General features: G+C 42.8%; 9 protein-coding genes and 2 tRNA genes. 6 read left to right on the plus strand and 5 right to left on the minus strand.

Going from position 1 to position 12,858, the window contains the following annotated elements; all coding sequences use genetic code 11:
• The first annotated feature begins 1 nt into the window (after position 1).
• Together ABUE30_RS02180 and ABUE30_RS02185 are read left to right on the plus strand one after the other, a co-directional pair.
• A complete protein-coding gene (locus ABUE30_RS02180; protein WP_408622036.1) occupies positions 2-637 on the plus strand; it encodes a hypothetical protein in 636 nt (211 codons plus the stop codon).
• Positions 638-1,002: 365 nt separating this feature from the next.
• Positions 1,003-2,901, plus strand: a complete 1,899-nt coding sequence (locus tag ABUE30_RS02185; protein ID WP_408622037.1) for a methyl-accepting chemotaxis protein — start codon at positions 1,003-1,005, stop codon at positions 2,899-2,901.
• A gap of 88 nt (positions 2,902-2,989) precedes the next feature.
• On the opposite strand, the gene ABUE30_RS02190 is transcribed toward ABUE30_RS02185, so the two are convergent.
• On the minus strand, positions 2,990-3,835 hold the full coding sequence (locus ABUE30_RS02190) for a MurR/RpiR family transcriptional regulator (protein ID WP_408622518.1): 846 nt from the start codon (positions 3,833-3,835) through the stop codon (positions 2,990-2,992).
• A 384-nt stretch (positions 3,836-4,219) separates the two neighbouring features.
• On the opposite strand from ABUE30_RS02190, the gene ABUE30_RS02195 reads away from it, so the two are divergent.
• The 4 genes from ABUE30_RS02195 to ABUE30_RS02210 all read left to right on the plus strand — a co-directional run bounded on the left by ABUE30_RS02195 (position 4,220) and on the right by ABUE30_RS02210 (position 6,679).
• A complete protein-coding gene (locus ABUE30_RS02195) occupies positions 4,220-5,188 on the plus strand; it encodes a glucokinase (protein ID WP_408622038.1) in 969 nt (322 codons plus the stop codon).
• Between the two features lie 119 nt (positions 5,189-5,307).
• Positions 5,308-5,395 (plus strand) — tRNA-Ser (locus ABUE30_RS02200).
• 13 nt (positions 5,396-5,408) lie between these two features.
• Positions 5,409-5,501: transfer RNA gene (locus ABUE30_RS02205), tRNA-Ser, on the plus strand.
• 719 nt (positions 5,502-6,220) lie between these two features.
• A complete protein-coding gene (locus ABUE30_RS02210) occupies positions 6,221-6,679 on the plus strand; it encodes a GNAT family N-acetyltransferase (protein WP_408622039.1) in 459 nt (152 codons plus the stop codon).
• Here ABUE30_RS02210 and ABUE30_RS02215 read toward each other — a convergent pair.
• The 4 genes from ABUE30_RS02215 to ABUE30_RS02230 all read right to left on the minus strand — a co-directional run bounded on the left by ABUE30_RS02215 (position 6,669) and on the right by ABUE30_RS02230 (position 12,804).
• On the minus strand, positions 6,669-7,397 hold the full coding sequence (locus ABUE30_RS02215) for a hypothetical protein (RefSeq protein WP_408622040.1): 729 nt from the start codon (positions 7,395-7,397) through the stop codon (positions 6,669-6,671). The genes ABUE30_RS02210 and ABUE30_RS02215 overlap by 11 nt on opposite strands.
• Positions 7,397-10,510 carry a bifunctional proline dehydrogenase/L-glutamate gamma-semialdehyde dehydrogenase PutA gene (putA, locus tag ABUE30_RS02220; protein ID WP_408622041.1) on the minus strand — a complete coding sequence of 1,038 codons (3,114 nt, stop codon included), beginning with the start codon at positions 10,508-10,510 and terminating at the stop codon, positions 7,397-7,399. Before putA ends, ABUE30_RS02215 begins: the two co-directional genes overlap by 1 nt.
• Positions 10,511-10,658: 148 nt before the next feature.
• Entirely contained in the window at positions 10,659-11,438 is a 780-nt protein-coding gene (locus ABUE30_RS02225) for an AraC family transcriptional regulator (RefSeq protein ID WP_408622042.1), read from the minus strand.
• A gap of 55 nt (positions 11,439-11,493) precedes the next feature.
• Positions 11,494-12,804: a hypothetical protein gene (locus ABUE30_RS02230; RefSeq protein WP_408622043.1), complete on the minus strand. Its 1,311-nt coding sequence runs from the start codon at positions 12,802-12,804 to the stop codon at positions 11,494-11,496.
• Between the last annotated feature and the right edge of the window lie 54 nt (positions 12,805-12,858).

Raw genomic sequence — 12,858 nt, forward strand, 5'->3', positions numbered from 1 at the left:
CATGATCAAGGCGCTTTTTACTCAATTATACATTGCGATGTTAAGCGTGTTCGCCGTGATAGCCCTCAGTGGTTGTGTATCAAACGATACAGCTGTGCTTACTAATGCTCAAGATGTTCACCTGCTCCCTAAAACTAAAATGGCCAATTCTGATTGGCATCCACAAACGCTGATGGTGAGCCGAGATACACGTTATCCATTGATTGTAGGAAGCTTAATGCGTTTTTCACCTGCCATGTTAAAAGGGACTGCTGAGTTTAAAGGTGCGTTAAAGCAGAACTACCATTGGTTGACCCAGGAACTGGCGTCGCTACTTAATTACCGAGGTTTTGTCATTCACTCGTCCAATAATGCAACGCTTTGGTTTGCTGCCGCTTTGTATCATCCCCCTTTGCAGCATAATACCGACTCATTGGAAAAAATATATCAGGCCAATTCACAGCCGGTAACGCAACGTCAATCGCTCTCTATTTTACTGCGAATTTACCGTCGTGGTGCATATGTACCTTTGTGGCAAGGGGCTGTAGACAATTATGCAACGCGTTTGCCTGATGGCCAAATTAAGATTGATCCAGTGCGGGCGCGTCAGGATCTCATTCGGTTACTCAGAACGATCCCCATGAAAGTGGCTAATTAAGTGAAGTCGATCTAATATTTTTTAGATAAAAAAAACCCAGCGACTGCGACGTGCTGGGTTAAGGACTGTGTTTAATTGCTTGGCATAATATATGACCGCTCCTATTTTAATAAGTTCACCACCACTGTAAAAAATCTGAAGTAATTTAAAATTGATCAATGTGCTAGTTTGATGACGATATACCCGTTTTTTTAGCCCATGTGCTCTAGTCAAAAATCGTAACTCATCGAAACTGTTTGAATTTTATTCGATATCTATATTAATTATTTATTCATCCCTTTTTTGTTCCTTCCGGCGTTGCCAATCATTGCTAATAAGTTCACATTAAATTCATTAATCAATCAATAACAGTTCATGGAGAGATAATGAGCTTAGGGAAACATTTATCATTACGGGTTAAGCTTTCAATTGCCGCAGCGGTAGCGATCTTGGTCGGTAGTATCGCACTTATGGGGATGTCCTTTCATAGTGCCTTGAAACAGCGTGAGTATATGCTCAATCAGCAATTAGTGTCGCTTTCTGCTAATTACAACCATTATATGGTTGACTGGATTGATAGCCGCAGTCGAGCGTTAATGGCGATTCCTTCTCACATCGATGCTGATCATCTCATTGCGACTCTTCAACAAACTCGTGATAGTGGTGGTTTTGACAATGTGTTTATTGCTTATGCAGATGGGTCACAGCACAATGCAGGGCAAGTGACACTAGCTAGTGATAACCATGACCCACGTGCTTGGGGTTGGTACAAAGGCGCCAACGCTCAGCCTGGACAACTGTTTATGGACAATCCAAGTGTTGCTTCAGCTACAGGTGCAAATGTGGTGTCATTTGGATTAACCAAACAGGTCAATGGGCAACAAGTCGCATTTGGTGCGGATATGAGCATAAGCAAAATTATTCGTTTATTAAAAAGCACCGATCTGCCGGGCCAAGGGTTCATGGTCATTGCCAATCAGCAGGGCAACATCTTTGCTTACCATGATACTCAGCGCTTGAATCATCCTCTTAGTCAATTAGCTAAGCAGTTAACCGCTAACAAATTACATGAGCTAGCCTCGCAGAAAAAAATGGTAACACTCTCCATCGCAGGGCAGCCCAGCTATCTATTTGTCACACCTATCGCATCCAGTCAACTCTATACGGTGATTGCGATTAATCAGCATTCTATTTTAAGTTCTTTGTATTCTTCGCTTTGGGCCCAATTTGGTGTGATGATGTTGATCGTTATCGCCTGTATTCTGTTATTTAACATTTATAGTTTCCATTTGTTTAAAGCACTCTCTTCTGTATCGTATGCTCTGGCTAAGATTACCAAGGGAAATGGTGACTTGACTCAGCGTATTCCGGTTAAGAATCATGATGAAGTAGGTACTTTAGCAGATAACTTTAATCGTTTTATTGGATCTATGCAGATACTTATCAGTGAACTTCATATGCAAATTGAAACGCTGCGAGAAGATTCAATTTCAGCTAAGGAGCAAGCCGACCAAACAGCTCTGCGAATTAATGATCAACAAAGTGGCATCACCTCGGTGGCAACCGCGATTGAAGAGATGGCGTCGGCAACAGCCGAAATTGCCGCTAATTCTCAACATACGCTAGAGGTGGTTAATGAGACATCGGAGACTGCCCAGCAAGGTAGTCATTTGGTTGAAAGCAATCGCCAGTCAATTGAGCAATTGGCCGAGTCTGTTGAACAAACATCGCAAGTGATTAGTGAACTACACAGCCATACCCAAAGTATTAGTGATATTTTAACAGCTATTCAAACGATTGCTGAACAAACCAACTTACTTGCATTAAATGCTGCGATCGAAGCGGCAAGAGCTGGTGAACAAGGGCGCGGTTTTGCTGTCGTTGCTGATGAAGTTCGAAATTTATCACAGCGTACCCACCATTCGACCGAACAGATACGCGATACGATTACCACATTACTGACTTTGACCGATCGTGCTGTAGCGATTATGCAGAAGAGCTATCAGAGTTCACAGCAAACTGTTGGCGAGGTTGGGCAGGTTATCTATTCGTTTGCACAAATTGAGACAGCGGTTCACTCAATTAGTGAGATGAATGCACAAATTGCCACCGCAGCTGAAGAGCAGTCTCAAGTCACACATGAGGTCACCGAAAATAGTACGCAAATTAAAGATTTGACCGATGAACTGGCTCAAGATGCGAGGGAATCACAAGATTTCTTATTGCACTTAGCCGAACATGCGGATCAGCTATATAGCAAAATTGAGCATTATAAGGTGAATTAGTTAAAACATGTGTCAATCAATTGGCACATGTTCCGAGTGTGTAAAAAACATCCAATATAATCGTTGATTCACGAGATGAACATTACAATTATGACTGTTCAATTCGTGAGTCGCGTAATGTTTTTTTCACTTTTTTTAAATTTTCGCGAAAACGATCACCTCGGCGTAATGTGAATCCTGTCGCGAGCACATCAATTAACGTCATTTGAGCTAAGCGAGATGCCATTGGCATATAGACATCAGTATCTTCAGGCACATCCATTGCGACTAACAAATGACAACATTCGGCCAACGGTGAGTGTTTTGATGTAATTGCGATCACTGTCGCACCGTTTTCACGGGCCAGTTTGGCAATATCAACAAGCTCTTTTGTGCGTCCAGTATGTGAAATCAGCACTACGACATCATCTTCTGTACTTAAAATACAGCTCATGCGCATCATCACTACATCGTTCGAGCAAGAGACAGGAACATTAAAGCGAAAAAATTTATTGAGTGCATCTTGGGCAACCGCTGCCGATGCTCCAAGGCCGCAAAAAGTAATCCGCTTAGCTTGCGTAAGTAAATCGACGGCACGGTTAATGATGTTTGCATCCAAACTGTTTTTGGCAGCTTCCAAGCAGGCAATAGACGATTCAAAAATTTTGGCCGTATAGGCCTCTGGACCATCATCTTCATCAACATGGCGGTTCACATAGGGTGTACCATTGGCCAAACTTTGAGCCAGGTGAAGTTTAAAATCAGGGAATCCCTTAGTATCTAGTCTGCGACAAAACCGATTAACAGTTGGCTCACTGACATCTGCCATTTTTGCCAATGTGGCAATGCTCGAATGAATTGCTGTTTGTGGCGAGGCAATGATGACCTCGGCAACTTTTCGTTCGGATTTGCTAAATGAATCAATATTTTTGGTGATCTTTTCGAGCGTGTTCATAAAATTCTGTCTAAATGTTGTTGTCGTTTTAAGTAAAATATCCAGAGCAAATAGTGAGCATTGAATACCATGAGTCATCATGACGAGCGGGGTGTTATGATGATAACTAGTTTCCATCATCCTACTTCTGACTGTAAGATCTTTTCATATAGCTCGGTAGTGCTGACTATCTACGATATGGGAGATAAAAACACCATCAAACATCCTTATAGTAGATGTTTTAAAGGGAATTTAGTATGACTTAAATCTAAATTTCTCTATTTTGTTTTATTTTTCCGTAATTTTATAACGAAAGTTCTTAACATAGATATAGTTGTTTGAGCTTTATCTCAATGAGTGTAATGTCTAAAATTAGCAGATTAAGAATTGATGGAGGGTTTAACAATGACTAAAACTGGCCTTATCGCCGATGTTGGAGGTACCAATATTCGATTGGCATTGGTGGAACATCAAACTGGCGCGATACAATACATTCAAAAGTATCGATGCAGCGAATTTCCTAGTATAGAAGATGCTGTTCGTACTTATCTTGATGATATTAATGAAGCTCCGCAAGAAGCTTGTTTTGCGATTGCCTGCCCAACCAGCAATGACTGGATTAGTATGACTAATCACAGCTGGGCATTTTCACGCAGTGAAACTCAGCGTAATTTGGAACTGAATAATTTTTGGGTAATCAATGATTTTACCGCAAATTCGATGAGTTTACCGACCTTGACTGAGGCACAAAAAATCCAAATTGGGGGGAGCGATGTTGATCCATTGGCACCCATCACGATTTATGGGCCTGGAACCGGATTAGGGGTTGCACATCTTATTCAGCAAGAAGGCCGTTATATTCCGATTGCCTGTGAAGGTGGGCATGCTGATTTTGCACCAATCTCTGAACTCGAAGTGGAATTGCTTTCTTTTCTAAAGGGGCGATTTGGTCGAGTATCCAATGAGCGGATTTTGTCAGGTCCCGGACTGGTGAATATTTATGAAGCGCTATGCCATATCCATCAAAAACCAGCGCAGCAATATCAACCCGCAGACGTTTCTGCAAAAGGGCTTAGCGGTGAGGACTCTATCTGTCGTCAGGCGTTGTCAATGTTTTGCCAAATGATGGGAAGTTTCGGCGGTAACTTAGCTTTAATGCTTGGTGCTTTTGGCGGGGTTTATATCGCGGGTGGGGTTGTTGGCAATTTTGTGGATTATTTCTTAGCAAGTGATTTTCGCAATCGATTTGAAGAAAAAGGGCGTTTTAGTCGCTATTGCAGCCAGATCCCTGTTTATTTGATTACCGCTGAGCAACCGGGTCTACAAGGTGCTGCGGCGTATTTACGCCAAGAACTTGGTTACCAATTAGGCTAATAGAGCGTATAACGAGTTGATTTGGTGGATTAGTCGCCAATCAGCTCATAGAAGTAAAAAAAGGGTTGAAAGGTAAAGCATGATTCCATACCATACGCCTCGCCCTTTAAGGCATTAGTGGTGACGTGTCCGAGTGGCTGAAGGAGCACGCCTGGAAAGTGTGTATACGGCAACGTATCGAGAGTTCGAATCTCTCCGTCACCGCCACTTAAAAAATTATGGTGAGATGGCCGAGCGGCTGAAGGCGCTCCCCTGCTAAGGGAGTATAGGGTTTATAGCCCTATCGAGGGTTCGAATCCCTCTCTCACCGCCATCTTTAATCTAAATATGGCCTTGCTAGGTCTTTCTTCTATGTACATCATTAGATGTAAGTTATTAATTGTTTAATTTGGCTTATGTCGTCACATGGTTCCTGATGATAAAGACGGGCTCTGAATTTAGTCCGATAACATCAAACGTTCACATTGAGATAGCGCTAGAGAGTACTGGAATGAATACAGATTGTCGCGTTTCAGATCATCTCAATTGAAAACGACTTTTTCGACTCGATTAGAGCGATAGCGATGCGCTCTTAGGGCATGCTAATCAACACAGCGTTGGGATGAGCTTGGCTTGTGAGCATCCCCAGCTTTCGACCTTGTCTTCGTTGTGTTTAACTCGTTGCAATGAAACGAAATACTCCCTCATTGAACGGAATGAATTACGTCTGAGCAATCTGCGAAGAGGGATCTAACTATTTCAAAATAATTGTCTTAAAAAATTTAGCGCTCCTACTCGATTAAGAGAACTATTTATTTGTGACTATTCACAATTTTTGAATCGGATTATGATCTCTCGTTGTTTAACATATAAGATTTAAATTCACGCGTAGCGCGTGTCATTGTCATCGTTAAGGCCAATTTAGTGGTTTTGTCTGATGATGCTAAAATATTTAGAGAAATATTTTTTCAAGCTTTGTGAGTTCTTTTTAATCGATTAAAAAATGCTTCAAGCTTGTAACGTGGTCGAGGAAGTAAATCAAAAGGATATTTTATGCGAGTCGATTGGATTGACGCACGCTATTTAGATGACGCAGCTAAGCTATTGTTATTACTCCATCCCAGTTATTCAATAGAGGGATTAACGAGTCAACTAGAAATGCAGCAGTTGAGCCGTCAATACAAATTAATTGGTGTTTTTAAAGAAGATGAACTTGTTGGCGTAGCTGGGTTTGTCGAAGGGTTGACGTTTGCGTGGGGGCGAAATTTACTCATCGAAGATTTTGTGATTGCACCACCATGGCGTTATACCGGAATGGCCGAACAGTTAATCGCTTGGTTGCGTCATTATGGATTACAACTGGGCTGTAAAGAGATCCATGTGAACAGCGGAGTACAAGACTTTTTCGTCCACAAGTTTTACTTGCAGGAAGGATTTCGTATATCGAGCCACCACTTCAGCTTACAACTACAAGCTGATGCAGCGGCTCATGTCGCACGCTCTAATTCATAGGTATTGCAGTGGCAGCTAATTCAAGCAAACTGGCGTTGCCACCAATAGCGGTAGTGTTAATGGTACAGACTTTTTCCGTGCATAGACCAATACAGAATGTTTCGCTGGAAAAGCTAGGTAAATAAGGGTCGGTCTCACTCAGGAACATCACCAATGACCCTTCGCGTATAGCCAGTAACCGGTTGGCACGAATTAAGTTATCTTTGGTAGCGGCCATACAGACTACTTTGAGTGAAGGGTCTTGCAACAGTTCGGGCCATTGCCGCCAATCAATCAGCATCGCGGCATCTTTAGCACAAAAGCGTCCTAATAATTGGTTTAGCATCCCTTTAACGTATATTTTGAGCTGTGGATGTACGGCTAACTTGACTGGATTATGACAAATTAAAGCGGCGCTTAGCGCGGCACTAATCGCTGCCGCTGGCATGTTTTCATCAATAATAATACCTGTTAACCCTCTCGGTTCCAGCCAAAGTTCATTGCTTTCGCCAGTTACGCCAGGCAATTGATAGATCCCTTGCAAAAAACTTTTGGCACAGAGGCATTGATAGTCGATCATCTTAATGACTTGTTGCCACTGCTCATCGTCGCTGGGTTGAGCTTCTCGTAGTGACTGTGCCCATTGGCGCAACTGACTAATTCGCGTTGAAACCTGGCTTGATAACTCAGGGTTGGTGCTGGATTTACTGTCAACGATAAATGTTTTTATAGCGTCCATTATTGTTCTCCCTGAGTAGTGACTGGAACAGTGATGCGTTGGCTAAATCGATATAAGTAATGTGGTCCACCTGCTTTAGGACCGGTACCTGATAAACCTCGTCCACCGAAGGGTTGAGACCCAACGCTCGCCCCAACTTGATCGCGATTGATATAACAATTACCGACTTGTGCTTGGCGAGCAATATGACAGAATCGATGTTCGATACGGCTATGGATCCCCAATGTTAAGCCAAACCCGAGCTGATTAATTTGTGTGATCAATGTCTCTAAGCCTTTAGCTGGATAGCGAATAACGTGTAATATCGGACCAAATTGTTCATCTTTTAGCTCGCTGAATGACTCAATTTCGTAAGCGCTTGGCGCGACAAATAAACCTCGACTTTGGCTAAGAGGACATTCAAAAATGACTTTTCCATGTGATCTCAGCTGTTGCTGATACGTTTGTAATTTATTAACTGCGACTTCATCGATAACTGGGCCAATATCAGTTGTAACATCAAGTGGATTGCCAATGTTTAACTCTTTCATGGCACCGGCAAGCTGTTTAATGATGATGTCCGCCACATCCTCTTGAATGCACAATACTCGCAATGCGCTGCAGCGTTGACCTGCAGATGCAAATGCGGAACGAAGAACATCTTTGATCACCTGCTCTGGTAATGCACTACTATCGACAATCATCGCATTTTGTCCCCCCGTTTCAGCAATTAATGGAACGGGTAACTGTTCGCGTTCAGCTAAACTGCGATGAATAGCCTGTGCTGTTGCGGTCGAACCGGTAAAAGCAACGCCGGCAATACGTGGATCACTAGTCAGCTGTTGCCCAATATCAGCACCACCTGTCACCAACTGTACAATCGCCACCGGCACACCTGCTTGATGCATCAATTCAATGGTCCGAGTTGCAATGAGAGAGGTTTGTGGTGCTGCTTTGGCAATAACTGCATTGCCGGTGACTAGTGCTGCAACAATTTGGCCGGTGAAGATCGCCATAGGAAAGTTCCACGGGCTAATACAGGCGAATATGCCACGCCCTTGGTATGCACTGGAACACGATTGCCCGGCATAATCTTCAAAACTACGCACTTCACCTAAGCGCACTTCGGCTTGATTTGCATAGTAATAACAAAAATCGACCGCTTCACGAATTTCATCAATCGAGTCTTGAATCGTTTTTCCTGCTTCAAACTGACAAAGCGCAATAAACTCGGCAAAGTTCTGCTCCATTAATTCTGCGGTCTTGCGCAAGCAATTGGCTCGTTCCTTAATGTTTAGTTTATCCCAACTTGGATAGGCTTGCTCTGCGGCTGCAAAAGCTTGTTGCAATTGTAAGGGCGTTGTTTGGCTCACTAAACCGACTTCATTGGCACGATCAAAGGGCGAATGAATAGTTTTAGCCGTGTGTTGATCGAATAGCAATTGGCCTTCAACTAACGAGCCTGCGCGCCATTGGTGCTTGGCAAACTTATCTCGCTCGCTTAAAAATGCTTGTAGTTGATGGCCGGAATGTAAGTTGAAACCTTGAGAATTAGGGCGACGATCACCATAAATTTTTGATGGAAGGGGGATCCGTGGGTTATGTAACTGATTTTGGATGCGTAATTTATGAATAGGATCTTCGATAATTTCACCAATACTGCATTTAGGATCAACTAAACGGTGTACGAATGAATTGTTGGCCCCATTTTCTAACAATCGGCGGACTAAATAAGGGAGTAGGTCGGCATGCTTACCCACTGGCGCATAAATACGTACCGAAATGTGATGGTCGTGGATAACACGGTCATATAAAACATCACCCATTCCATGAAGTCGCTGAAACTCAAATGGATGTGCCGCAGGCATTTTCATAATGGCTGAAATGGTTTGAGCATTATGGCTGGCGAACTGTGGCGCGATTAGCCCTATAGTGGCTTCGCTGAGCATCATTCGTGCACACGCTAAATAGCTAACATCAGTCCCTTCTTTTCGTGTGAAAACAGGATAGTTTTTCAAACCGCGTTGTTGATAGAGCTTAATTTCCGAATCCCAATAAGCACCTTTTACCAGCCGAGTGGGAATTTCATCACCGACCTCATGCGCCAGTGATGCGAGCCATGACAGCACGGCTAATGCGCGTTTGGAGTAGGCCTGTACGACCAGCCCCATTTTTCCCCAGCCACGGCATATCTCATGGCGATAAACTTTGGCAAACACTTTTAGAGAAATCTCAAGACGATCCGCTTCTTCGGCGTCAATGGTAATGGCGACATCACGAGCACGCGCCTCTCGGACAAGATCTAAAACGGTTGTCACCAGTTCATCGAGCACTCGTTGTTCGAGCAAGCTGTCGTAGCGAGGGTGCAGTGCTGACAGTTTGATCGAAATACTCGGTTTGGGACTATTTGGCAACGCCAGCGTTGTACCAACTGTTTCAATACTGCGTAAATAATCGGCCTTGTAAGCTTGCGCGTCAGCTTGAGTGAGGGCAGCTTCTCCAAGCATATCAAATGTATAGGTATAACCTCGTTTACGATAGCTTCCACCGTTTTTTAACGCATCATGAATATCTTCACCGAGAACAAACTGATAACCAATAATTTTCATCGCGCGGCGAATCATGGTTCGAATCGTAGGGGCACTAAAACGGTGAAGCATATTGCGAATACCCGAATCTGATTGTGCTGGAGACAGGTTTAACAATTGGCCGGTTAACAACAAGCTCCAGGTGGCGGTATTAACTAATACTGAATTAGATTTACCACGGTGAGCCATCCAGTTTCCAAGCGCCAATTTGTCCTCAATGAGCGCTTGCGCAGTATATTGATCGGGAATGCGTATAAGAGCCTCACTCAAGCTCATAAGCAGCACCCCCTCATGAGTACTTAAACTGTATTCTAGCAACAACGCATCAAGCATACTCATCGACTTTTTATTGCTTTTGATATGCCCAACAAGCTCTTTGGCAAAAGTTTGTGTGGCTTCAGCATCATAATGATGCTCTGCGAGAGAGAGCAGCTCATTTAGCCACTCGCTTTCATCAATTTCACTCAGTTTTGCTAAATTCTTCCATAATTGATCAGGTGTTTGGCTTAAGTAGCTTTGATCCATGGCCGTTGTTGCGTTTAACATGACTATTCCTTTTATCGTGACATGCTTAAAGCGATTATTTTTTGTTATATTCTTGTTGCGATTTTACGGCGTATTTCTAAATAATGTATTGAACCAAACTCCGGTTTTTTTGTGTAAAAGTCGGAATATGACGATTTTGTGTAACGTATTAGTCATCTATATTTGCATTTCGATAACGAGCCGGGGAATAACCGGTTAATCGTCGAAAAACATGGTTGAAACTACTTTGACTTGCAAAACCACATTTTTGAGCAACGATCTCAACGCTGTTTGAGGTGTGTTTAAGTAATATTTGTGCCTGTTCTATACGCTTGGCCGTTACATAACGTTGTGGGGTTTGTCCCGTTTGCAGCTTAAAGCGGGCATAAAACTGACTTTCTCCCAAAAAGACACGGCTGGCTAAATCGGCAACACTGATGTTATTTTCCAGACAGCTCATAATATATTGGTCGAGTAATAATAAATTAAACCCGCGGGTAACGGTGCTGCTCACTTGATACACCGGTAAAAAATGGCGTTCTAACAGACATAACAAGGTATCGCCACAAGCTCTTTTGAGCATATGATCGTTTGGATTATTGCCGATTTCATTAGCAAGATGGGTGACTAATGTCTGTAACTGTTGATCGAGTTGAAAATAGCCAGGTTTACTTAACAGGGGAAGTACTCGCTGATGAATATCTTCTGAAAAAAACTGATTTTGCTGAGGAAGGTTGAGAACTAAAATTCGATTCTTAGCAGTGCCTCGAAACGTATGTGCACTGCCTGCCGTGACCATCACGCCTTGTCCTCGTGCCACTTGATTACTAATCCCATCAATAGTGAATTCAATATACCCATCAAGACCGATAACAATCTGGTGGTGATCATGGCAGTGCAACATTGCCTGCCGTGATAGCATTTGTAATTCAACTGATTGCAATGACATACTTACAACCTATTTAAATATGAGAAAAGCGTTCGTAATCCATCGTCAAAGACAATCAACTTTCTATTTGACGACGAAAAAAACGAATCATTTCACCGCGGGTTTGTTGGTGATCAAGGTGAAAAATATCATGTGGAAACAACAACTCTACCACCCCTGAGTCAAATACTCGCTTCACCTCATACTCATTATGAGCAACATCTTGCTGATACATATAATTGAGCCATGTTTGATTAGTATGGATAATGAACTCAACCCGCATCCCTCCTAAGCGTGCAAAAAATTTCAACATTGGAGTTTGCTGACTCGAACCAACTGCACGGCCTCGATAAAGACTACTTTCGGTTAATGTATCGGAAATGTCCTCAAGGACCATCAATGAGTTTGCGCGAGCAGCACTGCGAGTTAGGTGGTGTTGAAATAACTTGATGTCGCTGATGTTATCTAACACAGCCATTAGCCCAAGTTCATCATCAACAGCAATCGCGGGATTCTTGGCATTTTTGCGTAGCAATTTAAGTACTTTTGCTTCGGGTGGTTTTTTGCGAATAGACACATAGATCGGAACTTGCTTTTGACCGCTACTAAAGCGTCGCCTTTTTAATACAGTGAGTTTTTCTCCTTGCACCAGTTTAACCTGCTCTGCCTGGGTTGGATTCAACACGTCCACATGAGTGCAATGAAAATCACTATTGGCGTGTGTAGAATGCAGATAAACCGGATCAAGCTCGCCAATTTTAAGTTCTGAACTCCAAACATAGCTGTTTAAAAATGCAAGAAAGTTGGCAAATTTAGTGGCAATTTCAGTTTCTCGTTCACGTTGATCAATACTCCCTGCAAGCGTCATCAAAGTAATCTTACGGCGGGCTTCAAAACGGGCCTTTTTATGGTATCGATCATCAAACATAATCAGAATAAGCTCAATGGGATCATTGGCCATTTCAATCTCATTGGTGGTCTCAATGAATGATGCATAAGGTGATAATATTTTGTCTTTGAGCGAATGAATTACATTATCAGCAGTGCGGGCATATTCATAGACTCGATCACGAATTTCCTTTGGGGTTCCATTGATGCCAAACATGTTACTGATAAGCTGAAACGAACGGTTACTGCGTTCTTGACGCAATGTGGGCGTATGAATGAGCTCATTTATCTGAGAAAAATCCTCAATCCCTAAAAACTCAAAAAGCTGACTACGTAGAGCCCGATATTTTGATACATGGCTACTATCTCGGCGTAGGTTTTGTATCCATTGACGAGTTTCTTTTGAAAAAGGGGGCGATGGACGAGCTGATTTTTGTACAGCGAAAGGTCCGTGTTGTTGTAATGAAGTAAAAATGCTGGCGGGAGATAATACAGACATGTTCAAACTCTATGTAACGACGATGCTCTAGCTTAAAATGAGCATCGTCTAATG

Origin of the sequence: Celerinatantimonas yamalensis, assembly GCF_046054155.1 — a bacterium.
Classification (GTDB): Bacteria; Pseudomonadota; Gammaproteobacteria; order Enterobacterales; family Celerinatantimonadaceae; genus Celerinatantimonas; species Celerinatantimonas yamalensis.